This is a genomic window from Pseudomonas pharyngis (assembly GCF_021602345.1).
Taxonomy (GTDB): domain Bacteria; phylum Pseudomonadota; class Gammaproteobacteria; order Pseudomonadales; family Pseudomonadaceae; genus Aquipseudomonas; species Aquipseudomonas pharyngis.
The window spans coordinates 18528-39306 of record NZ_BQID01000016.1 but is presented as its reverse complement, the minus strand read 5'-3'; the positions used below and the strand labels follow the sequence as shown (position 1 = coordinate 39306).

Below are 20779 nucleotides of genomic sequence, written 5' to 3'. Positions count from 1 at the left end.
AGCCCGCTCCCACAGGTGTCAGTGTTTAATCCGATTCAACCGGCAGCAGTCAGAGCGAAGCGAGGAACTTGTCAGCCGACTCGTCGCTGATCTTCGCCGAGTTGGCGTCTTGCTTGTTCTGCTTCTCGGCTTCGGCCAGCTTCATCTTGTCCTGCAGTCGCTCGGCGATTTCTTTGCCGATGGCCAGTTGTTTCTCCGGCGGCATGGCTTTGATGTCGTCCTCGGTCAGGCCCATTTCCTGGAGGATACTGTCGCGCAGACGCTGTTCCGGCGTTTTGCTCATGTAGTCCTTGAACTCATCCATAGCCGATGAGCCCGTGGATTTGGTCTGCGAAGAATCGGAGGTTTGCAGAGCGACACGGGTCTTGGCGAACGCCTCGTCGACGTTGTCGCTGATGCGCGTGGCTTCGCTGACTTGCTGGGTCGCCAGTTGCGTGGCCGATTCCTGCACCTTGGCGGTGGCTTCGGCGGTTTGCGCCTGGGCCTGGTTTTGCAGGGTTTGCAGCATCGCGCCGTGCAGGCCGCCTTGCAGTCCGGCTGCGGCGGTGGCGGTTGCATCGTCATTCAGCTGCTTGGGTAGATGAATGATTTGTTGTTGTTTTGCACTGACCAACATGATGAATGAACCTGTAGGTAATGACTGTCAGCCCTAGGCAGCAATTACCGTGCCTGTTGAATAAATTCATATTTATCAATGGCTTGTGGTTTTTCGTGAACAGGTAAAGCGGTCATCCCTTGCCGGTGGGCGGCAGAGGATGACCGTTGTCCGTCAGCGATGGGCAATGTTTTCCAGCGCCAGGTTTCGGGTGCGGGGGCCGAAATAGCCGATGGTCAGCATCACGATCAGCATGCTGGCGACGATGAACGCCAACACGCCCGGTGTGCCGAAGTGGTCGAGGAACAGACCGATCAACAGGCTGCTGAATACCGTCGACAAGCGACTGAACGAATAGCAGAAGCCCACCGCCCGGGCGCGGATGTTGGTGGGGAACAGCTCGCTCTGATAGGAGTGATAACTGAAGCTCAGCCAGGCGTTGCAGAAGGTAATCATCACGCCGCAAAAGATCAGGCCGAAGGCGCTGGTCTGCAACGCGAACAGGGTGCCGAAGGTCATGGCGCCGAGGGCCGAGCCGACGATCTGCCACTTGTTCTCGAAACGGTTGGCGAATTTGACGAACAGCAGCGGGCCGAGGGGGTAGGCGAGGGTGATGATGAACGCGTACATCAAGCTGTGAGTGACGCTGACGCCCTGACCGGAAAGCAACGCCGGCAGCCAGTTGCCGAAGCCGAAGAAACCGATGGCCTGGAAAATGTGAAAGACGATCAGCATCAACGCGCGGCGGCGATAGGGTGGTTGCCAGATATCGGCGAAACGGCCCTTGCCTTCGACATCGACGGTTACCGCTTCCGGTGCATCCAGTGGCTTGCGGTGATCCTTCTCGCAGCGCGACTCAATGTTATCGAGAATCCGGTTCGCCTCATCGAAGCGGCCATGCTGCGCCAGCCAGCGCGGCGACTCCGGCAGACGTTTGCGCAGCCACCAGATGAACAGTGCAAACACCGCGCTCGCCAACACCACCCAACGCCAGCCGGACACCCCGAACGGCGCTTGCGGCACCAGCCACCAGGACATCAACGCCACTGCCGGCACCGACAGGAACTGCACGAAAAATGCGAAGGCAAACGCCGAACTGCGCATGCGCTTGGGCACCAGTTCCGAGAGGTAGGCGTCGATGGTCACCAGTTCGATGCCGAGGCCGATGCCCACCAGAAAACGCATGCAGATGATCCCCAACGCCGAACTCTGCACGCCCATCAGTACCGTGGCCACGGTGTACCAGACCAGCGCGAAGGTGAAGATCGCCCGCCGACCGAACCGATCGGCCATCGGGCTCAGCAGACTGGCGCCGAGAAACAAACCGAGGAACGTCGCTGAGGCGAACGCAGCCTGATCGGAGAAACCGAACACGCCCTGATTGCCGGTGGCGAAGATGCCATCGCGGATCAGGCCGGGGCTGATGTAGGCGGTCTGGAACAGGTCGTAGAGTTCGAAAAAACCACCGATCGACAGCAGCGCCACCAGCCGCCAGAGGGTGGCGACTGCCGGGAGGCGGTCGATGCGGGCGGAGATCTCGGCGGCGCGTATCGGGTCGATGCCGTCGCATTGCGCGGCGGGGGCGTTTGCAGTCATGGGCTGATCCATTTTTTATTGATGGAAAAGCTTAGCCTGCTATCGGAAATCAAGGATTGTTTATATCGGCGGTTGGCGCAGTAAAACCGCCGATTTCTTGCAATATCCGCTTACCAATTAACGATTTATGTCGCGGGCTGCGGATTCGGCAATGCCGAGGCCGGAAGGCCGAACACCTTATCGAACAGCCAGTTGAACGCGAAGGTGTAGCAAGGGATGAACACGATCAGCGCCAGATCCAGCAAAAAGGCCTGCACCAGACTGATGTTCATCCACCAGGCGATCAGCGGAATCAGGAACACGATCAGCGTCAGCTGGAAGCCGACGGCGTGGGCGATGCGCCGTTTCACCGTGCGGGTGCGCGACACCTGACGGCTTTCCCATCGCTCGAACAGCGAGGTGTAGATGAAGTTCCAGGTCACGGCGATGGTGGTGATGATCACCGCCAGCGGGCCGGTGCTGCCGGGCGAAGTGCCGGACAACAGGGCCAGGCCAAGGGCCGAGAAGGTCATGCCGATCACTTCATAGAGCGACACATAGACCAGTTTGCGTTTGACGCCTTGCATGGGGAATTGCCTCTTTCTTGCGACTTGTGGCCAGTGGGACTGGCGAAGGCGACGAAAGATAGCTTCAATAGAGGTGACAGAAAAAGTCAGTAGCTTTCAGTTTTATTGACAGGTGTGAGACGTGAATTTCAACAGTGAAAGCATCGAGCTGTTTCTTGCCGTAATCGAGCGCGGCTCGTTTTCCGCCGCGGCCAGGGCATTGGGCAAAGTCCCGTCGGCGGTGAGTATGGCCATCGGCAATCTGGAGGCCGAACTCGGTTACTCGCTGTTTGATCGCAGCCATCGCGAACCGCAGCCCACTGCGATGGCGCTGTCGCTGGTACCCCATGCGCGGCTGATCGCCGATCAGCTCAAGCAATTGCAGGTACATGCAGTGCAGTTGTCGCTGGGGCTGGAGAGCAAGTTGTCGATCGGCGTGGCGGCGGATATTGATCGCCGACGGTTGCTGACGGCGATCAAGGACCTCAGCGAGCGTCATCCGCTGCTCGACATCGAAGTGCTGACTGCGCCGCAGGATGATGTGCTGGCAATGCTTCACAGTGGCCGGGTCAGCGTGTGCCTGGCGTTCGCCGGGTTGAGCGTGAATGTGCTGGAACGGTTTCAGTTTGTCGGTAGCGAACGGATGATCGCCACGCTGGCGGCGGATAGCCCGCTGTTGCAGGGACAGGATCTGTTTCTCGAGGATCTGGTGCATGTGCGGCAGATCGTCGTCGGCAGTCGTGATTTGCCGATCAGCGAAACCCGGCCGCTGGTGGCCGAATCCCACTGGCGCACCGACAACCTGGAAACGGCGCTGGAGATGGTCGAGGCAGGGTTGGGCTGGGGCAATTTTCCGCTGTCGTTGGTGCAGCCCTGGCTTGATAGCGGACGGCTGAAACGGCTGAATTTCCGCAACATCGAAAACGGCCTGGTGCTGCCGGTGCATGCGGTATGGCTCAAGAGCCAGCCGCTGCAGAAGGGTGCGCTGGCTCTGGTGAAGTTGCTGGGCGGTTGAGTCAGGTGCTCTCGCGGATTTTGAGTTCGAAGCCCATGTCCTCCACCGGCCGCGCCACGCTGTTGCCGGCCATCAGCGTCAGCATCTGTTCCGCTGCACGCTTGCCGATCGCTTCTCGGGGCGTGTTGATGCTGCTCAGGCGCGGCACCATGTGTTCCGACATCGGCAGGTCGTTGAAGCCGAGGATCGCCACTTGTTCGGGGATCCTGATCCCGTTGCGCAGCGCTTCGAGCAAGGCGCCCTGAGCCAGGTCGTCATTGCCGAAGAAGATCGCATCGACATCCGGATGCGCCGCCAGCAATTGCAGGAACAACTCGCCACCCAGGCCCACGGACGATGAACGCGGGGTCAGCACTTCCAGATCCGGATCGTAGCGACCGGCCTTCTGTAGCGCTTTGCGAAAGCCTTCACCGCGCAGCAGGGTGCGCTGATCGAGCTGCGCACCGATGTACGCCAGGCGCTTGCGGCCACGGGACAGCAAATGTTCGGCAGCCGTTTCGCCGGCGCTGAGCTGCGAGAAGCCGACGCAGTTCACCCCGGCGGCGCTGTCCAGTTCCATCATGTACACGCAGGGAATGTTGCTGGCCTCGATCATCCGCCGCGAACTTTCGGTGCGGTCGAAACCGGTCAGCAGCAAACCGCGTGGCTGATAGGCCATGTAGTTGCGCAGCAGGTTTTCTTCTTCATCGCGCGAATAGTGGAAGTTGCCGATCAGCACTTCGAAGCCTTTGGGCGTCAGTACCCGATGAATGGCTTCCAGGGTGTCGATGAATAAAAGGTTGGACAGCGAAGGCACCAGAACCACCACCGAATGGCTCTGGGCCGAGGCCAGGGCGCGGGCGGCGGGGTTGACCACATAGTTGAGTTCCAGCGCGGCTTTCTGCACTTTTTCCACCAGTTCGGTGGCAACCGTGCTGACCCCACGCAGGGCGCGGGAAGCGGTAATCGGGCTGACGCCGGCCAGACGGGCGACTTCATTAAGGGTGGGACGGCCGGTGGTGCGGGTGTTTTTATCGTTTTTAGGGGTGGTCATCGGGCAGCTTGCCAAACAAAAATCAAGGCACTAAGGTAGCGCTGTCCTTATGCAGCTGCAAATGCGTAAGCGAGGTCCTGCCTGATCCTCGCTTTTTGGCGTACGGACAAAACCTGCTGCAACCCAAAAAAACGACAAGAAGGCGTCGGCAACTTCTGCCTGTGCACTAGAGTCATAGCTAGCAAAGGTAGCGCTGTCTGCGCGCTGAGGTGTTACATGAATCATCCCATCACCGCCCTGGTCATCATGGGCGTTGCCGGTTGCGGCAAGACGTGCGTCAGCGAGGCCCTGTGCCAATTGAGCGGCGCCACTGCCATTGAAGGCGATACTTTCCATCCGGCCGCGAACATCGAAAAGATGAGCGCGGGGATCCCCCTGAACGACGAAGACCGTGCCGGCTGGCTCGACAGCCTGTGCGACGAACTGCGCCGCGTGGACGCCCTGGGCGAACGCCCGGTGCTGACCTGCTCGGCCCTCAAACACAGTTATCGCGAAGTGCTGCGCAGCGCCTTGCCGGGCCTGGGTTTCGTGTTCCTCGAATTGACGCCTGAAGTCGCCGCCGAACGTGTGTCCCACCGTCCGGGCCACTTCATGCCGGCCACCTTGATCGAAAGCCAGTTCGCCACCCTCGAATCGCCCAAGGGCGAGCCGTTGACCCTGGCCCTGAATGCTTCGATCCACAGCGTTGAAGAGCTCGCATCGCAAGCCCACGTCTGGTGGCAGGCCCATGGCCTGAAACAGGCGGTATGAGTGTGATTGCGAAGATAGCGCTGTCCATGCGACTTCTGATTAACCCGCTTTAATAACAACAACAAACCAGGAGACACCCCCTCATGTTTGGCATGTCCCATGACGCCTACCTGCTGCTCGATGCAGTGGTTACGGTGATCGGACTCATCGTCCTGATCACCAAATTCAAGATTCACCCCTTCATTGCCCTGACCATCGCCGCCGCGTTCCTCGGCCTGACCTCCGGCATGCCGATCGGCACCATCATCAAGGCGTTCCAGGACGGCTTTGGTGGCGTGCTCGGTTTCGTCGGCATCATCCTCGCGCTGGGTACGATGCTCGGCAAGATGATGGCCGAATCCGGCGGTGCCGATCAGATCGCCCAGACCCTGATCCGCGCCTTCGGCAAGGACAAGGTTCAGTGGGCGATGATGTTCGCCGCGTTCCTGGTGGGCATTCCGCTGTTCTTCGAAATCGGCTTCGTGCTGCTGATTCCGCTGGTGTTCATCGTGGCTCGCCGCACCGGTGTGTCGATCATCAAGATCGGTATCCCGCTGCTCGCCGGCCTGTCCGCCGTGCACGGTCTGGTGCCGCCGCACCCGGGCCCGCTGCTGGCCATCGGCGTGTTCGGTGCCGACATCGGCAAGACCATTCTTTACGGTCTGATCGTCGCACTGCCGACCGCCATCATCGCCGGTCCGATCTTCGGTACGTTCATCGCCAAGCACATTCCGGGTCATCCGAACCAGGAACTGGTCGATCAACTGGCCCGTGAAAACGATTCGGCCAATCTGCCGAGCTTCAGCATCACCCTGGTCACCGTGCTGCTGCCGGTGTTCCTGATGCTGCTGAAAACCTTCGCTGACGTGGCGCTGCCGGACGGTCATTTCTTCCGCACCTGGATGGACATGATCGGTCACCCGATCTCGGCGCTGCTGCTGGCATTGCTGCTGTCGCTGTACACCTTCGGCTACAAGCAGGGCATCGGTTCTCAGCAGATGCTCAAATGGCTCGACGCGAGCCTGGCGCCGACTGCCGCGATCATCCTGATCATCGGTGCCGGCGGCGGATTCAAGCAGATGCTGGTGACCAGCGGCGTGGGCGACGTGATCGGCCACATGGCGGTCAGCGCGCAGATCTCGCCGATCCTGCTGGCGTGGCTGGTGGCCGCGGTGATCCGCATCGCGACCGGTTCGGCCACCGTGGCGACCATCACGGGCGCGGGCATTGTGGTGCCGGTGGTGGGGATGATTCCGGGCGTGAACCGTGAGCTGCTGGTGCTGGCCACCGGTGCCGGCTCGCTGATTCTGTCCCACGTCAACGACGCCGGTTTCTGGCTGGTGAAGCAGTACTTCAACATGACCGTGGCCGAGACCTTCAAGACCTGGACAGCGATGGAAACCATCCTGTCCGTGGTGGGTCTGGGCTTTATTCTGTTGTTGTCGCTGTTCGTTTAACCCGAACGCAAGACACAAAAAAACCGCAGCGATGCGGTTTTTTTGTGTTTGGTGGATTGATCGTTCCCAAGCAGAGCGTGGGAACGATCATCACCTCAGGATTTGGTCACCAGACCATCCGCCCGGAACATCCCGCGAATCCCGCGTACCGCCTGGCGAATCCGGTCCTGGTTTTCGATCAGGGCGAAGCGCACGTGATCGTCGCCGTACTCACCAAAACCGACACCCGGCGAGACGCAGACCTTGGCCTCGGCCAGCAGCTTCTTGGCGAACTCCAGCGAACCGAGGTGCGCGTAGGCGTCGGGAATCTTCGCCCAGACGTACATCGAAGCTTTCGGGTTCTCGACCATCCAGCCCAGTTCATGCAGGCCTTTGACCAGCACGTTGCGGCGCTGGCGATATTGCTCGGCGATATCGCGCACGCATTGCTGATCGCCTTCCAGCGCAGCAATCGCGGCCACCTGCAGCGGGGTGAAGGTGCCGTAGTCGTGGTAGCTCTTGATCCGCGCCAGGGCGCTGACCAGTTCCGGGTTGCCGACCATGAAACCGATGCGCCAGCCCGCCATGTTGTAGCTCTTGGACAGGGTGAAAAACTCCACCGCAATGTCCTTGGCGCCCGGCACCTGCATGATCGACGGGGCTTTCCAGCCGTCGTAGACGATGTCGGCGTAGGCCAGGTCGTGCACCACCAGCACGTCGTACTGTTTGGCGAGGGCGATCACCCGTTCGAAGAAGTCCAGCTCCACGCACTGCGCGGTCGGGTTCGACGGGAAGCCGAGGATCATCATCTTCGGTTTCGGGATCGAACCGCGAATCGCCCGCTCCAGCTCGGCGAAGAAGTCCACGCCCGGCACCAGCGGCACCGACCGCACCTGGGCGCCGGCAATCACGGCACCGTAGATGTGAATCGGGTAGCTCGGATTTGGCACCAGCACGGTGTCGCCCTGGTCGAGGGTCGCCAGCATCAGGTGCGCCAGGCCTTCCTTGGAACCGATGGTGACGATGGCTTCGCTTTCCGGGTCGATATCGACCGCGTAGCGCTCCTTGTACCAGTTGGAAATCGCCCGGCGCAGGCGCGGAATGCCCTTGGACGTGGAGTAACCGTGGGTGTCTTCGCGTTGCGCAACCTGCACCAGTTTTTCAACGATGTGCGGCGGCGTGGCGCCGTCGGGGTTGCCCATGCTCAAGTCGATGATGTCTTCGCCACGACGTCGGGCGGCCATCTTCAGCTCGGCGGTGATGTTGAAAACGTAAGGGGGGAGTCGATCAATGCGCGCAAAGCGGCGCGGCGAACCTTGTTCAGCCATTGTTGCCTCGGATAACGTAAGCGCCCGGAACCGTCCGAGCGACGCTGGTCACTGCGGTGACCTGTGGCGGACGATAAGGTCAGCGATGGCATACTGTCCAGAGCCTTTGTAAACAAATTTTTCTCAAGGAAAACCGGTTGATGGAATTTACCAGCGGCTTCTTGCTGAGCCTTTCGCTGTGTCTGGATATCGGCGTGGCCAACATCGCGATGATCACGCTGGCGATGCAGCGCGGCTATTTTCAAGGCTTCGCGCTGGGCCTCGGCACCTGCGTCGGCGACCTGATTTACGCGGTGCTGGCACTGGCCGGGATGACCGTTCTGTTGCAATACGAAACCGTGCGCTGGGTGCTGTGGATCGGCGGTTCGGCGCTGTTGATCTACTTCGCGGCGAAGATGATCTATTCGGCGATCCACCACGAGGCGCAATTGGCGGCGACCGCCGAGGTCGGCCAGAACTCCCATCGCAAGGAGTTCTTTCGTGGGATTTTTCTCGCCATGTCGTCGCCGAGCGCCATCCTCTGGTTTGCGGCGGTGGGCGGTACGTTGATCGCCCGTTCCGGTGGCGGCGGTCCACTCAGCTCTGCGCTGTTTCTCGGTGGTTTCCTGTGCGCCGGGCTGCTGTGGTCAGCGGGACTGTGTTTCGCCGCGAGCCATGGCGGCAAGTTGCTGGGCGACAAACTGCTGCGCTATTCGTACATGGCATCTGCCGCGATCTTCTGCTATTTCGCGGTCTACGTGATCGTATCCGGTTATAACGAGTTTGTGGGCTCCGGGGCCGCCGAGGCCCTGCATACGCTGTAAATGTGCGAATCGGGTTTGGCTTCTATACTCCCAGCCGAACCCACTTTTTTCGTTCAAGGAGTCGAGTCATGGATGAGCAAAAACGCGTCGAAGTGGCTGAACCTCGCTTCGAACATGGACACTTCCTGCTGATTGCAGGTTTTCGCGATCGCTTCACCAAAGAGACCGTTCAGGACATCCCTGCGCTGTGGGAAAAACTGATCCCGCACATCGGACATATTCCGGGGCAGAAGGGCGAAGTGACCTACGGTGTCTGCAGCAATTTCGACGGCAACGGCGGTTTCGATTACATGGCCGGGGTCGAGATCAGCAAGCTCGATGAGTTTCCGCAGGAAAAGTATCCGTGGATCGAAATCCTGCCACGCCAGTACGCGGTGTTCGAACACAAGGGTTCGCTGGATCAGTTGCCGCAGACCATTGATTACATCTACAAAACCTGGCTGCCGGCATCCGAATACAAAGGGCTCAACGCCCCCGAGCTGGAACGCTACAGCGCCGATTTCAATCCGAAGCTCAATACCGGCAAGCTGGAAATCTGCGTCCCGGTGGAAAAGAAAACCTGATCGGCAACCGGCAGCGCGAACCCGCTTCGCGCTGCCGGTCGAGGCTTACTTGCCCTTGATCCGTCGTGCCCGCAACAGGTCGATGCCCAGGGTAATGAAGCCGAAGAAGCTGATGCCCAACACCATAAACAAACCGATTTCCACGCTGCTCATAAACGGTTCCCCCCTCGGGTGATCAGAGACAGGCACCAGAAATAGACCGTCCCGAATCCGAAGAAAAGCGCTTATACGCAGGCTTTACGCCCCCTGCGCGGATCGATATGAACACCTTATTCCTTTATCCTTGGCGACCTTGTTTCCACTGATTTCGAGCCGCCATGAACACCGTCATCCGCCACGTCATCGCCGCCGACCTGGATCGCTGCTACGCCATCGAAACCCTCGCCTATGAGGGCGACGAAGCCGCGACCCGCGAAAAGATCGCCACGCGCATCGCCACCTGGCCGGACGGTTTTATCGTCGCCGAGGTGGATGGGCAGGTAGCCGGGTTCATCAACTCCGGCGCGGCGTTTGACGTGCAGATGTCCGACGAGGCGTTCAAGGAGTTGATCGGCCACGACCCGGCGGGGCCGAACGTGGTGATCATGTCGGTGGTGGTGCACCCGGATTATCAGGGCCTGGGCCTGGCCAAGCGTCTGCTGGGTGAATTCATCGAGCGCATGCGCGAGCAGGGCAAGGCGACGATTCACCTGATGTGCAAGGAACGGCATATACCGCTGTACGCCGGATTCGGTTTTGCCTACATCAAACCGTCCGAATCCGCCCACGGTGGAATGGCGTGGCACGAGATGATCCTGACTCTCTGAAGAACACTGCAAATCCCCTGTGGGAGCGGGCTTGCTCGCGAAGGCGTCGTGTCAGTCGATATTTAGTTTGACTGACCCACCGCCTTCGCGAGCAAGCCCGCTCCCACAAGGGAAAATGGTGTTTGCAAGTTTTGGTCAGTACAGCGTGTCGAGCACTCGCTTCGGGGCCTCGCGGTCGTAAGCCTCGGCATCAAACTGCCCATCATTCAGACGCTTGTGAAACGCGCCCGCCGTCGGCAGCGCCGAGCGCGGCAAGTGGGTTTCAGGGTTCCACGCATCCGAACGCACGAATGCCTTGGAGCAATGAAAGAACGCCGCCTCCACCCTCACCAGCAACACCGTACGCGCCGGTTTGCCGTTCACAGCGAAGCTATCCAGCAACTGCGGATCAGCGCTGATGGTCGCCGTACCGTTGACCCGCAACGTTTCGCCAATCCCCGGAATGATGAACAGCAGCGACACCCGTGGATCGTGCAACACGTTGCGCAAGGTATCGATGCGGTTGTTGCCCGGGCGATCCGGCAGGGCGAGGGTGCGCTCGTCAATGATCCGCACAAACCCCGGCGCATCGCCGCGCGGGGAACCGTCGATGCCGTCGGCACCCACCGAGCTGACAATCACCAACGGCGAAACCCGGACCATCGCCTGATAGTCCTCGTTGAGAAACCCGATCTGTTTGCGCACCGCCCGTTCGTGGGGCAAGCCGTAGATGGCTTCCAGCGCTTCGATTGAATCGATCATCGTTGCTCCCTCGACGATTAGAAGAACAACCCCATGCGCCGCTCGTAACCGATGCGGCCCTTGTACGCTTCGCCGCTGTCGACAAAACCGTACTTGGCGTACAGCGCAATCGCAGCGTCGTTGTCGGCGTCCACTGACAGCTCCAGCCCTTTGATTTCCGGCCAGGTCTGGCGCGCAACTTCCGGCAGCGCCAGCAGACAGGCCTTGCCGTAACCCTTGCCCTGTGCGCGGTGATCGACCTGCAACGCATGCAGGGTGGCGCTGTGTTCATCGGCCCATTCCGGCAGAACCGGCGGGCGCTTGAGCAGCAGGAACGCCACTGGCTTATCTTCGGCTAGCAGGGCAAAACCCTTCACGCCAGGGCCGGGTTTCGACAGCAGCGTGTGCAGGGCGCCGTGGATGTCGCCGGAGAACTTGATCTGCTCGGCGTGGATTTCAATCGCTTCGACCTGCTGACGCTGCAAGGCGTTAAGGCTCTCGTACGGCACGAGTTTGGCTGACAAGGGAATTTCCTTTTTCCTACAAAGATGAGCCTCGGATTCTAGCGACTTTGCGTTCGCTGGATTTTTTTTGTTTCAGCTGTCGATCCGGCAAATCGCCGAACGACTAAGGGTGTCTTCACAACAAAAACCACGGAGAGCACCATGAGCGCACAAAGCGATATCCAGACCCTGATCAACACCTACCGCGAAGCCGTCATGACCAAGGACGTCGAGAAAGTCATGGCGCTGTACGCCGACGACATCCTCTCGTTCGATGCGATCAAGGCCCTGCAATTCAAGGGCAAACCGGCCTACCGCGCGCACTGGGTGGATTGCATGGAAATGTGCCCCGGCCCGCACATCTTCGAGTTCCACGAAATCGCGATCGAAACAGGCGACAACATCGCCTTCGCCCACTGGGTTGCCAACTGCGGCGGCACCAATGAACAGGGCGAAACCCAGAGTTGCTGGATGCGCGCCACCGCCTGTTATCGGCTGGTCGGCGGTGCCTGGAAAATTGCCCACGAGCACTGGTCGGCGCCGTTCGATCCGATGACCGGCTCGACCCTGTTCGATGCGAAACCCTGATCTTCAGCCATAGTTGATTCGTCCGATTCAGGAGAACGCCATGAAGTATTTATGCCTGGTCTACAGCGATGAGCGCCTGCTGCATTCGTCACCCGACAGCCCGGAGGACGCCGAATGCTGGGCCTACGCCGAGACGATCCAGGGCAGCGGCCGACTGGTCGCCGCCGAAGCGCTGGAGTCGGTGCAGACCGCCACCACGGTGCGCATGCGCAACGGCAAGCTGTCGATCACCGACGGTCCGTTCGCCGAGACCAAGGAGCAGTTGGCCGGCTTCTACCTGATCGACGCGCGTGACCTCAACGAAGCGATCCAGGTCGCCGGCAACATTCCGGCGGCCCGGGTCGGCAGCGTCGAAGTGCGTCCCGTGCGCCAGTTGAATGTCTGAAGTCAGGGCGCGGGTCGAGCAGGTCTATCGCGAAGACTCGCGGCGGATCCTCGCGACCCTGATCCGCCTGCTCGGCGATTTCGACCTCGCCGAAGAAGCCTTGCACGAGGCGTTCTTCGTCGCGGTCGAACGCTGGCAGCGTGACGGCGTTCCGGACAATCCGCGGACCTGGCTGGTATCCACCGGGCGCTTCAAGGCCATCGACGTGTTGCGCCGGCGCGCACGGTTCAAGGCCTCGCAGCCGTTGTTGCTGGCGCAACTGGAAGAACTGGAACAGTCCGAATGGGACGCTGAGGACGTGGAAGACGATCGCCTGCGCCTGATCTTCACCTGCTGCCACCCGGCGCTGGCGGCGGACGCGCAAGTGCCGCTGACCTTGCGTGAAGTCTGCGACCTCACCACCGAGGAAATCGCCCGGGCATTCCTCTCGGCCCCGGCGGCGATTGCCCAGCGCATCGTGCGGGCCAAGGCGAAGATTCGCGACGCGAAAATCCCTTATCAAGTACCGAGCCTGAGTGAATTGCCCGAACGCCTCGACAGCGTGTTGCGGGTGATTTATCTGGTGTTCAACGAAGGCTACTCGGCATCCGGTGGCGCCCAGGTGACCCGCGAAGACCTGACCCGTGAGGCGATCCGCCTCGGGCGGTTGCTGCTGGAGTTGTTGCCGGACCCGGAAGTCATGGGACTGCTGGCGTTGATGCTGCTGCATGAATCGCGGCGCTCGGCGCGGTCGACGCCGGATGGAGAACTGATTCTGCTGGATGATCAGGATCGCGGATTGTGGAATGCCGAGCTGATCGCCGAAGGCTGTGATCTGGTGGAAAAGGCGCTGACCACGGGACGCTTCGGGCCGTACTGCCTGCAGGCAGCGATTGCGGCGGTGCATGCCGAAGCGCCGACGGCGGGGGAGACCGACTGGGAACAGATCGTCGGGCTGTATGACGTGTTGCTGAGGGCGGTGCCGTCGCCGGTGATCGAGTTGAACCGGGCGGTGGCGGTGGCTAAGCGTGACGGGGCGCTGGCGGGATTGACGCTGATTGAAGGGATTCTGGGGCGTGGGGAGTTGCAGGATTACCACTTGGCGCATTCGGCGCGGGCGGAGTTTTGCCGGCAGTTGGGGCGGGTTGAAGAGGCGCGGGCGGCTTACCGGCGAGCCTTGGAATTGACCCGGCAAGAGCCGGAGCGGCGGTTTATCGAGGGGCGGCTTTCGGCTTTGGATCGCTTGCCCTCACCCTAGCCCTCTCCCAGAGGTAGAGGGGACCGATCCGGGGATATTGGGGATATACGCCGACCTGAACGGTTCGCTGTGAATCCATAATCGACCAGATCTTTCAGGTCGATGTATGACGTAAGACACCTCACCCTAACCCTCTCCCTCCGGGAGAGGGTTAGGGTGAGGGCGCTTTTGATTTTGCCTTTCGCCTTTCGCTTTTAGGCCTGCTGCCGAGTCGCAGCCATCACAATCTCGCGAATACAAACCCCCTGCGGCTGCCCATACGCATAAGCAATCGCCGTCGCCACATCCTCGGCGCTCAGCACCGTGCCGCCCATGTCCTGCTTCCAGGCCTGATACCCGGTCTTGATCGCCTCATCCGTGGTGTGGCTCAGCAACTCGGTCTCTACCGCACCCGGCGCAATCGTGGTCACCCGCACGTTATGCGGCGACAGCTCTTCACGCAGATTCTCCGACAGCCCATGCACCGCAAACTTGGTCCCGACATAGGCCACATGGTTGGGGAAGGTCTTGCGCCCGGCCACCGAGCTGACGTTGATGATGGTGCCATGCTTGCGCTCGATCATCCCGGCCACCACCGCGTGCACGCCGTTGAGCAGACCCTTCACGTTGACGTCGAGCATCTGGTCCCACTGCGCCGGATCCTGCTTGCTCATCTCGCCCAGCAGCATCACCCCGGCGTTGTTGATCAGCGCATCGGCCGGCCCGAATTGCGCTTCCGCTTCGGCCACAGCTTCCAGCAAAGCGCCGCGGTCGGTGATGTCGACGCGGCGGCTGAGGGTGTTCGGCAGTGCCAGAGCTTCAAGGCGTTCGATGCGCCGGGCCAGCAACAACAGTGGATGGCCGGCCGCGCTCAAGCGGCGGGCGGTGGCTTCGCCGATGCCCGAGCTGGCGCCGGTGATGATGATCAAGGGCTTGCTCATGGTTGAACTCCTGAGATAAGAAAAACAAATAACCAGATTCGTGACGCAGTATATTTAGCCCGCTGGAGGCTGAAAAATGCCTTATTCCTCTGTCTGCTATCGGAATCTCCTATGGATCTCCGCCATCTCAAAGCCTTCCTCGCGGTGTTCGAAGAACGCAACATCACCGCTGCCGCGCAACGGCTGTTCATCAGCCAGCCCACGTTGTCGGTGACCATCAAACAGCTGGAAGAAGAACTCGGCGCGACGCTGTTCGTGCGTCAGCCCCGTGGTGTGGACGTCAGCGACGAAGCGCGACTGCTGTACCCGCAGGCACGCCGGATGGTGGCCGAGTCCGAAGCGCTGAGCCGGATGTTTCGCGGCCGCGAAAACCGTGCGCCGCTGACCCTCGGCATCGAGGGCGACATCGCCGCCAGCCACATCGAAGCCTTCGTGCGGATGGCCCATCAGGCATTGCCCAATCTGCTGCTGACCCTGGAAGAGGGCTGTCACGGCGATGGTCGATTGGCGGTCGAGGACATGTGCTGCGAGGACGAACTGTTCCTGCCGCTGTGGGAAGAGTCGTATGTGATGGCGCTGCCTCTCGACCATCCGATGGCCAACGCGCAGGCAGGCTGGGCGCCGATCGAAGACTGGATCACCTGTCCGCAACATCCTTCGCATCAACGGTTGATGGCGCTGTACGGACGCTCGCCGGAAGCGGTGGCGGGGCATGCCGGTTCACTGCAACAGGCGTTGCACATGGTGGCGGCGGGTGTCGGCGTGGCGATGTTGCCGCAGTCGCTGGTGAGCGGGCATAAACGCATTGTCGTGCGTGCGCTGCACCTGCCGGCGCCGACCCGACGGGTGGGATTGTGCTACGCGGCGCAAGCGCTGGAGCTGCCGATGATGCGCGGGTTGCACGAGTATTTTCAGGTGAACCGCCCGGTCGGTATTGCAGCGGCCTGAGCGGCCGCCATCGCCAGCAGGCTGGCTCCCACAGATCCAGTGTGGGAGCTAGCCTGCTAGCGATTGAGGGCACCGCTATTCCAGCATCTTGCTCAGCAACCAGCTCCCCGCCGGCCCCGGCGGGTACAGCCTCGACCACAGCGCATCGACGAACACCGGTTTCGGCCAGCCGCGTACCTTCAGTTCAACCAGCAAGTCATTGCCGAAACGCTCCACCAGCCAGCGCGGCAGCGGGGCCCAGCCGAAGCCTTTCTCGGCCATTTCCAGCAGCATCAGATAACTCGGTGCCGACCACACCCGGCCTTTGCCGCGACTGTCATAGGGATTGACGATGGTGGCCAGGCGCAGCTCGCGATGCTGTTCAAGGACCGTTTGATCGATGGAATCGTGCGTCGCCAACGGATGACCACGTCCCACGAACAAAGCGATTTCCGTACGCTCGGCGACGGTCGCGCTCGCCAGATCCGGTGGGTAGTTGTCCTGCATCTCGGCGAACGCCAGATGCGCTCGACCGCGCTGCACCAGTTCGACCAGGTCATCGCACTCGGCGATCAGGCATTCCAGCTCCAGATCCGGATAACGCTGCTCGAACCCCACCAGTGCCGCTTCGAAACGGTCGGACTGATAAGTGTCGGAAATCGCCACCGTCAGTTTCGGCTCGACGCCCTGGGCCAATTGCCGGGCGGTCATTTCCATTCGGCTGGTGGCCGACAGAATCGCCTCGGCCCGTTGCAGCATCACGTGCCCGGCCGGGGTCAGGGTCGGCTTGCGGCTGCTGCGGTCGAACAGCACCAGATCCAGATCAATCTCAAGACTGGCCACCGCCGCACTCACGGTCGACTGACTGCGCCCGAGTTTGCGCGCTGCCGCGGAAAACGAGCCTTGAGTCGCCGCCTGGACAAACGCGAGCAACACTTCCTGAGACGCCATGAACTATCGCCTTGATCGATGGTTATTGGTTATGAAGTATCGGTGTGGTGCTGGATCATGGCAACCATCTTCACAGAGGACTTCGGCCATGACTGCCAACAAATCCATCACTGAGCGTATCTTCCAGGCCATCGGTTTCGAACTGTTGGCGATCCTGATCTGTACCCCGTTGCTGGCGTGGATCATGGGTAAACCGCTGGTCGAAATGGGCGCCGTCACCATCGCAATCGCGTTGCTGGCCCTGGGCTGGAACGTGGTGTTCAACGGCTTCTTCGACCGCCTGCTCAAGCGCTGGAACATCGCCCACAATGCCTGGGTGCGAGTGGCGCACGCGCTGCTGTTCGAGGGCGGGTTGATCGTGATGGGCGTGCCGCTGATTGCCTGGTGGCTGTCGGTCAGCCTGTGGCAGGCGTTCCTGCTCGACATCGGCGTGCTGCTGTTCTTCCTGCCGTACACCTACATCTACCACTGGGGTTATGACGTGGTGCGCGAGCGACTGGTGATGCGCAGCGCTTGCCAGAGCTGAAACAAAAAAATCGCAGCCTGTGAGGGCTGCGATTTTTTGTCCGGGTTTTTTGCAGGGTTTAGAGAAACATCCCGCCCGACGCTTCAATCCGCTGACCGTTGATCCACTGTGCCCCCGGCGACAGCAACAGCGCCAGCGCACCGCCGATGTCATCCGGCTGCCCGGCACGGCCCAGGGCGGTGTTGCTGGCGACCATTGCATTCAGCGCCGAATTGTCGCGCACCGCGCCGCCGCCGAAATCGGTTTCGATGGCACCCGGTGCCAGGATATTCACGGCGATCTGCCGCGCCCCCAATTCCTTGGCCTGATAACGGGTCAGCACTTCCATCGCGCCTTTCATCGCCGCGTAAGCCGCGTAACCCGGCAGGGTGAAGCGCGCCAGACCGCTGGAGATGTTGATGATCCGCCCGCCATCGTTGATCAGCGGCAGCAGTTGCTGAGTCAGGAAGAACGGCCCTTTCAACTGCACGTTCATCAGCAGGTCGAACTGCTCCGGCGTGGTGTCGGCGAACGACGCATGCACGCCAATTCCGGCGTTGTTGATCAGGAAATCGAAGCGCGGACGCTCGAGCTGTTGCAGCGCCTGCTCGACTCGCACAGCGAAATCGGCAAAGCCTTCGCTGCGGCCGACATCCAGTTGCAGCATCACGGCTTTGGCGCCGAGTGTTTGCAGTTCCTGCACCAGCGCCTGGGCTTCATCGGCGCGGCTGTTGTAGGTGCCGATGATGTCTACGCCTTGCGCGGCGAGGTGCAGGGCGGCGTTCTTGCCGAGGCCACGGCTGGCACCGGTGATCAATGCGATTTTGCGGTTCATGGGTCTTCCTCGATGGCGGTGACGGTTGATGGGGCACAGTTTATTTATCCGCCATGAGGTGATAAACAGACTGAAACCGGAATCACTGGTCGAACTGTCCGAACAATCAATGGGTGGCCCATGAACAAACTGGAACTGCTGCGCACCTTCGTCCGGGTCAGCGAATTGTCGAGTTTCACGATGGCGGGGGAGAGTCTGGGGCTGCCGCGCTCAACGGTATCCGAGCAGGTGCAGGCGCTGGAAAGCCTGCTCGGCACGCGCCTGCTGCAACGCACCACGCGCAAGGTCCAGGCGACTCAGGACGGCCTCGCGCTGTATGAGCGGAGCAAGGATCTGCTGTCGCACATGGACGAAATCGAAAACCTGTTCCGTCAGGACGAAGCGTCGCTGACCGGGCGGATCCGGATTGACATGCCGAACATTCTGGCGCGGCGGCTGATCATGCCGAAGTTGCCGGAATTCATGGCCCGTCATCCGAACCTGGAACTGGAAATCAGCAGCACCGATCGCCGGGTCGACCTGCTCGCCGAAGGTTTCGATTGCGTGCTGCGCATCGGCGCGCAGCCCGATCAATCGGTGGTGGCGCGGCACCTGGGGGATTTCAGCATGATCAACTGCGCCAGCCCCGCGTACCTGGAGCGCTACGGCGTGCCGCAGACCATTGAAGATCTGGCGCAGCATCGACTGGTCCACTACGTCGGTGTGCTGGGTTCGCGTTCAGAAGGGTTTGTCTACGAGCAGGACGGACAGGTCCACCGGGTGCCGATGGCCGGCAGTGTGACGGTCAACAGCACCGACGCCTACGAGTCGGCGTGCCTGGGCGGGTTTGGTCTGATCCAGGTGCCGCGCACCGGGATGAACACCTATCTGGACAGCGGCGAGATCGTCACCGTGCTGCCGCAATACACCGCGCCGGCGATGGGCATATCACTGTTGTACGCGCGGCAGCGTCATCTGCCGTTGCGGGTGCGGGTGTTCATGGACTGGCTGGGGGATTTGATTCGCTCGACGCTTTGATTCATGCCGCAAATCCCTGTGGGAGCAACGGCTCTCACAGGGATTCGGCTGGATCAGAAAATCTGGGTAAACAGCCAATACAGGCTGCCCGACAACAGAATCGCCGCCGGCAAGGTCAGTACCCACGCCATCAGCAGATTGCGGATGGTCTTCATCTGCAAACCGCCACCGTTGGCGACCATGGTCCCGGCCACGCCCGAGGACAACACATGAGTGGTCGACACCGGCAGACCAAACATGTCGGCGGCGCCGATGGTCAGCATCGCCACGGTTTCCGCCGAGGCGCCCTGGGCGTAGGTCAGGTGGGTCTTGCCGATCTTCTCGCCGACCGTGACCACGATCCGCTTCCAGCCGACCATGGTGCCCAGCCCCAACGCAATCGCCACCGCGATCTTCACCCACAACGGAATGAACCGGGTGGCGTTGTCGATCTGTTGCTTGAACAGTTGCAGCTTGCCGCTGGTGTCGGCGTCGAAGGTGCCGACCTTGTTCTTGTCCATCAGGCGAATGGTTTCGCTGGCCAGGTACATGTCGTTACGCACGTTGCCCATGGCCTCGGCCGGGACTTTCGCCAGCGAGCCGTAGCCTTTGACTTCTTCACCGATGTGCCCGGTCAGGACGGCGAGGGCCGGGATCAGTTGTGGCGTGGCTTCCTTGCTGCGCACGTAGTCGGAGAGCACGGCGCGCGGATCGGCCGGTGCCGGCAGTGGTGCACTTTTCACCAGCGCTTGCTGGGTCACTTGGGCGACGGCGGCGAATTGCAGCGACTGTTCTTCCGGCATGGTGCGGTTCAGTGCATAAGCCATCGGCAGGGTGCCGACCAGAATCAGCATGATCAGGCCCATGCCTTTCTGGCCGTCGTTGGAACCGTGGGCGAAGGACACGCCGGTGCAGGTCAAAATCAGCAGACCGCGAATCCACCACGGCGGCGGGGTGTTGCCTTCCGGCGCCTTGTACAGCGAACGGTTTTTCACGAACGCGCGCAACGCCAGCAGCAACAGCGCCGCGCAACCGAAGCCCACCAGCGGCGACAACAGCAGCGCGTAACCGATTTTGGTGGCCTGGGCCCAGTCCACACCGCTGGTGCCATCGCGGCCGTGCATCAGGGCATTGGCCACGCCGACGCCGATGATCGAGCCGATCAGCGTGTGCGATGACGAGGCCGGCAGGCCCAGCCACCAGGTGCCGAGGTTCCACAGGATCGCCGCGATCAGCAGGGCGAAGATCATCGCGAAACCGGCGGACGAGCCGACTTGCAGAATTAACTCTACTGGCAGCAGCGCAATGATGCCGAACGCGACTGCACCGCTGGACAGCAGCACGCCGAGGAAGTTGAAGAATCCCGACCACACCACGGCCACATTCGGCGGCAGCGAGTGGGTGTAGATCACCGTGGCCACGGCGTTGGCGGTGTCGTGAAAGCCGTTGACGAACTCGAAGCCCAGCGCAATCAACAGGGCTACGCCGAGCAGCAGGAACGGGGTCCAGGTGGTGACCACCGTGCCGAGTTCGTGCATGTCGTGCATTAGGCTGTAGGCGGTGAACAGCATTCCCATGGCCAGCACGGCGAAGAACACCACGTAAGTGAAGGGGCCGGTTTTTTTGTCGAGGGCCGGCCTGCCGCTGGCAGCGGAGGCCGGGCTGACGGTCAGGGAGGGAGTAGCCATGGGCGGACAATCCTGAGCGGGGGAAGGAGTGTCGCCCATGATCGTTGCTAAATATTACAGAGAGGCTGCGACAGA

General features: G+C 61.1%; 23 protein-coding genes. 12 read left to right on the top strand and 11 right to left on the bottom strand.

Translation table 11 applies throughout. The features are described from left to right. Positions 1-49 precede the first annotated feature (49 nt). The 3 genes from L6D74_RS25300 to L6D74_RS25290 all read right to left on the bottom strand — a co-directional run bounded on the left by L6D74_RS25300 (position 50) and on the right by L6D74_RS25290 (position 2757). Positions 50-616: a hypothetical protein gene (locus L6D74_RS25300; protein WP_085647327.1), complete on the bottom strand. Its 567-nt coding sequence runs from the start codon at positions 614-616 to the stop codon at positions 50-52. Positions 617-769: 153 nt separating this feature from the next. Then, on the bottom strand, positions 770-2191 hold the full coding sequence (locus tag L6D74_RS25295; protein ID WP_236190920.1) for an MFS transporter: 1422 nt from the start codon (positions 2189-2191) through the stop codon (positions 770-772). 125 nt (positions 2192-2316) lie between these two features. Next, entirely contained in the window at positions 2317-2757 is a 441-nt protein-coding gene (locus L6D74_RS25290) for a PACE efflux transporter (RefSeq protein ID WP_236190919.1), read from the bottom strand. Between the two features lie 121 nt (positions 2758-2878). Between L6D74_RS25290 and L6D74_RS25285 the strand changes: the two genes are divergently transcribed. Continuing rightward, a complete protein-coding gene (locus L6D74_RS25285; protein WP_236190917.1) occupies positions 2879-3751 on the top strand; it encodes a LysR family transcriptional regulator in 873 nt (290 codons plus the stop codon). A 1-nt stretch (position 3752) separates the two neighbouring features. Here the strand turns inward: L6D74_RS25285 and gntR are convergent, their stop codons facing one another. Continuing rightward, a complete protein-coding gene (gene gntR, locus L6D74_RS25280; RefSeq protein WP_039766142.1) occupies positions 3753-4784 on the bottom strand; it encodes an HTH-type transcriptional regulator GntR in 1032 nt (343 codons plus the stop codon). Positions 4785-5000: 216 nt separating this feature from the next. On the opposite strand from gntR, the gene L6D74_RS25275 reads away from it, so the two are divergent. Together L6D74_RS25275 and L6D74_RS25270 are read left to right on the top strand one after the other, a co-directional pair. Then, on the top strand, positions 5001-5534 hold the full coding sequence (locus tag L6D74_RS25275) for a gluconokinase (protein ID WP_064598881.1): 534 nt from the start codon (positions 5001-5003) through the stop codon (positions 5532-5534). A gap of 83 nt (positions 5535-5617) precedes the next feature. Next, on the top strand, positions 5618-6970 hold the full coding sequence (locus tag L6D74_RS25270) for a GntP family permease (RefSeq protein WP_064598879.1): 1353 nt from the start codon (positions 5618-5620) through the stop codon (positions 6968-6970). 95 nt (positions 6971-7065) lie between these two features. On the opposite strand, the gene alaC is transcribed toward L6D74_RS25270, so the two are convergent. After that, on the bottom strand, positions 7066-8277 hold the full coding sequence (gene alaC / locus L6D74_RS25265) for an alanine transaminase (protein ID WP_221397969.1): 1212 nt from the start codon (positions 8275-8277) through the stop codon (positions 7066-7068). Between the two features lie 140 nt (positions 8278-8417). Between alaC and L6D74_RS25260 the strand changes: the two genes are divergently transcribed. The 3 genes from L6D74_RS25260 (at position 8418) to L6D74_RS25250 (ending at position 10449) form a co-directional block, all read left to right on the top strand. Further along, entirely contained in the window at positions 8418-9080 is a 663-nt protein-coding gene (locus L6D74_RS25260; protein WP_039766147.1) for a LysE family translocator, read from the top strand. A 68-nt stretch (positions 9081-9148) separates the two neighbouring features. Beyond that, positions 9149-9643, top strand: coding sequence for a GyrI-like domain-containing protein (locus L6D74_RS25255; RefSeq protein ID WP_085647330.1), 495 nt, complete (start codon positions 9149-9151; stop codon positions 9641-9643). A gap of 317 nt (positions 9644-9960) precedes the next feature. After that, positions 9961-10449: a GNAT family N-acetyltransferase gene (locus tag L6D74_RS25250; protein ID WP_236190916.1), complete on the top strand. Its 489-nt coding sequence runs from the start codon at positions 9961-9963 to the stop codon at positions 10447-10449. A 135-nt stretch (positions 10450-10584) separates the two neighbouring features. Here L6D74_RS25250 and L6D74_RS25240 read toward each other — a convergent pair whose 3' ends face one another. Continuing rightward, positions 10585-11190, bottom strand: coding sequence for a pyridoxamine 5'-phosphate oxidase family protein (locus L6D74_RS25240; RefSeq protein WP_236190914.1), 606 nt, complete (start codon positions 11188-11190; stop codon positions 10585-10587). 17 nt (positions 11191-11207) lie between these two features. Beyond that, complete coding sequence (locus L6D74_RS25235) at positions 11208-11693, bottom strand: GNAT family N-acetyltransferase (protein ID WP_221397967.1); 486 nt, start codon at positions 11691-11693, stop codon at positions 11208-11210. Between the two features lie 141 nt (positions 11694-11834). On the opposite strand from L6D74_RS25235, the gene L6D74_RS25230 reads away from it, so the two are divergent. From L6D74_RS25230 to L6D74_RS25220, 3 genes are read left to right on the top strand one after another with little or no spacing between them, the layout of a single operon-like run. Next, the gene (locus L6D74_RS25230; RefSeq protein WP_085610764.1) at positions 11835-12260 is read left to right on the top strand and encodes a YybH family protein; all 426 of its coding nucleotides are present in this window, start codon (positions 11835-11837) and stop codon (positions 12258-12260) included. Between the two features lie 40 nt (positions 12261-12300). Continuing rightward, positions 12301-12645, top strand: a complete 345-nt coding sequence (locus L6D74_RS25225; RefSeq protein WP_236190912.1) for a YciI family protein — start codon at positions 12301-12303, stop codon at positions 12643-12645. Next, positions 12638-13882, top strand: coding sequence for an RNA polymerase sigma factor (locus L6D74_RS25220; protein ID WP_236190911.1), 1245 nt, complete (start codon positions 12638-12640; stop codon positions 13880-13882). The genes L6D74_RS25225 and L6D74_RS25220 overlap by 8 nt, the downstream gene beginning before the upstream one ends. Before the next feature lie 194 nt (positions 13883-14076). Here L6D74_RS25220 and L6D74_RS25215 read toward each other — a convergent pair whose 3' ends face one another. Further along, positions 14077-14802, bottom strand: a complete 726-nt coding sequence (locus tag L6D74_RS25215) for an SDR family oxidoreductase (protein ID WP_236190910.1) — start codon at positions 14800-14802, stop codon at positions 14077-14079. A gap of 111 nt (positions 14803-14913) precedes the next feature. Between L6D74_RS25215 and L6D74_RS25210 the strand changes: the two genes are divergently transcribed. After that, positions 14914-15750 (top strand): LysR family transcriptional regulator, encoded by an 837-nt coding sequence (locus L6D74_RS25210; RefSeq protein WP_236190909.1) that lies wholly within the window; start codon positions 14914-14916, stop codon positions 15748-15750. 75 nt (positions 15751-15825) lie between these two features. On the opposite strand, the gene L6D74_RS25205 is transcribed toward L6D74_RS25210, so the two are convergent. Further along, a complete protein-coding gene (locus L6D74_RS25205; protein WP_064598861.1) occupies positions 15826-16680 on the bottom strand; it encodes a LysR family transcriptional regulator in 855 nt (284 codons plus the stop codon). An 88-nt stretch (positions 16681-16768) separates the two neighbouring features. Here L6D74_RS25205 and L6D74_RS25200 point away from each other — a divergent pair, with 88 nt between their 5' ends. Continuing rightward, on the top strand, positions 16769-17206 hold the full coding sequence (locus L6D74_RS25200) for a multidrug/biocide efflux PACE transporter (protein WP_236190908.1): 438 nt from the start codon (positions 16769-16771) through the stop codon (positions 17204-17206). Positions 17207-17264: 58 nt separating this feature from the next. On the opposite strand, the gene L6D74_RS25195 is transcribed toward L6D74_RS25200, so the two are convergent. Beyond that, positions 17265-18020 carry an SDR family NAD(P)-dependent oxidoreductase gene (locus L6D74_RS25195; RefSeq protein WP_064598857.1) on the bottom strand — a complete coding sequence of 252 codons (756 nt, stop codon included), beginning with the start codon at positions 18018-18020 and terminating at the stop codon, positions 17265-17267. Between the two features lie 120 nt (positions 18021-18140). Between L6D74_RS25195 and L6D74_RS25190 the strand changes: the two genes are divergently transcribed. Beyond that, complete coding sequence (locus L6D74_RS25190; RefSeq protein WP_236190907.1) at positions 18141-19037, top strand: LysR family transcriptional regulator; 897 nt, start codon at positions 18141-18143, stop codon at positions 19035-19037. A 53-nt stretch (positions 19038-19090) separates the two neighbouring features. On the opposite strand, the gene L6D74_RS25185 is transcribed toward L6D74_RS25190, so the two are convergent. Next, positions 19091-20704 carry an inorganic phosphate transporter gene (locus tag L6D74_RS25185; RefSeq protein ID WP_064598853.1) on the bottom strand — a complete coding sequence of 538 codons (1614 nt, stop codon included), beginning with the start codon at positions 20702-20704 and terminating at the stop codon, positions 19091-19093. Positions 20705-20779: the final 75 nt, after the last annotated feature.

Coding starts and splice junctions, on each gene's coding strand:
- L6D74_RS25250 (WP_236190916.1), top strand. CDS start 9,961: ATGAACACCGTCATCCGCCACGTCATCGCCGCCGACCTGGATCGCTGC.
- L6D74_RS25215 (WP_236190910.1), bottom strand. CDS start 14,802: ATGAGCAAGCCCTTGATCATCATCACCGGCGCCAGCTCGGGCATCGGC.
- L6D74_RS25270 (WP_064598879.1), top strand. CDS start 5,618: ATGTTTGGCATGTCCCATGACGCCTACCTGCTGCTCGATGCAGTGGTT.
- L6D74_RS25300 (WP_085647327.1), bottom strand. CDS start 616: ATGTTGGTCAGTGCAAAACAACAACAAATCATTCATCTACCCAAGCAG.
- alaC (WP_221397969.1), bottom strand. CDS start 8,277: ATGGCTGAACAAGGTTCGCCGCGCCGCTTTGCGCGCATTGATCGACTC.
- L6D74_RS25275 (WP_064598881.1), top strand. CDS start 5,001: ATGAATCATCCCATCACCGCCCTGGTCATCATGGGCGTTGCCGGTTGC.
- L6D74_RS25225 (WP_236190912.1), top strand. CDS start 12,301: ATGAAGTATTTATGCCTGGTCTACAGCGATGAGCGCCTGCTGCATTCG.
- gntR (WP_039766142.1), bottom strand. CDS start 4,784: ATGACCACCCCTAAAAACGATAAAAACACCCGCACCACCGGCCGTCCC.
- L6D74_RS25295 (WP_236190920.1), bottom strand. CDS start 2,191: ATGACTGCAAACGCCCCCGCCGCGCAATGCGACGGCATCGACCCGATA.
- L6D74_RS25260 (WP_039766147.1), top strand. CDS start 8,418: ATGGAATTTACCAGCGGCTTCTTGCTGAGCCTTTCGCTGTGTCTGGAT.
- L6D74_RS25240 (WP_236190914.1), bottom strand. CDS start 11,190: ATGATCGATTCAATCGAAGCGCTGGAAGCCATCTACGGCTTGCCCCAC.
- L6D74_RS25220 (WP_236190911.1), top strand. CDS start 12,638: ATGTCTGAAGTCAGGGCGCGGGTCGAGCAGGTCTATCGCGAAGACTCG.
- L6D74_RS25195 (WP_064598857.1), bottom strand. CDS start 18,020: ATGAACCGCAAAATCGCATTGATCACCGGTGCCAGCCGTGGCCTCGGC.
- L6D74_RS25190 (WP_236190907.1), top strand. CDS start 18,141: ATGAACAAACTGGAACTGCTGCGCACCTTCGTCCGGGTCAGCGAATTG.
- L6D74_RS25185 (WP_064598853.1), bottom strand. CDS start 20,704: ATGGCTACTCCCTCCCTGACCGTCAGCCCGGCCTCCGCTGCCAGCGGC.
- L6D74_RS25255 (WP_085647330.1), top strand. CDS start 9,149: ATGGATGAGCAAAAACGCGTCGAAGTGGCTGAACCTCGCTTCGAACAT.
- L6D74_RS25210 (WP_236190909.1), top strand. CDS start 14,914: ATGGATCTCCGCCATCTCAAAGCCTTCCTCGCGGTGTTCGAAGAACGC.
- L6D74_RS25200 (WP_236190908.1), top strand. CDS start 16,769: ATGACTGCCAACAAATCCATCACTGAGCGTATCTTCCAGGCCATCGGT.
- L6D74_RS25290 (WP_236190919.1), bottom strand. CDS start 2,757: ATGCAAGGCGTCAAACGCAAACTGGTCTATGTGTCGCTCTATGAAGTG.
- L6D74_RS25230 (WP_085610764.1), top strand. CDS start 11,835: ATGAGCGCACAAAGCGATATCCAGACCCTGATCAACACCTACCGCGAA.
- L6D74_RS25205 (WP_064598861.1), bottom strand. CDS start 16,680: ATGGCGTCTCAGGAAGTGTTGCTCGCGTTTGTCCAGGCGGCGACTCAA.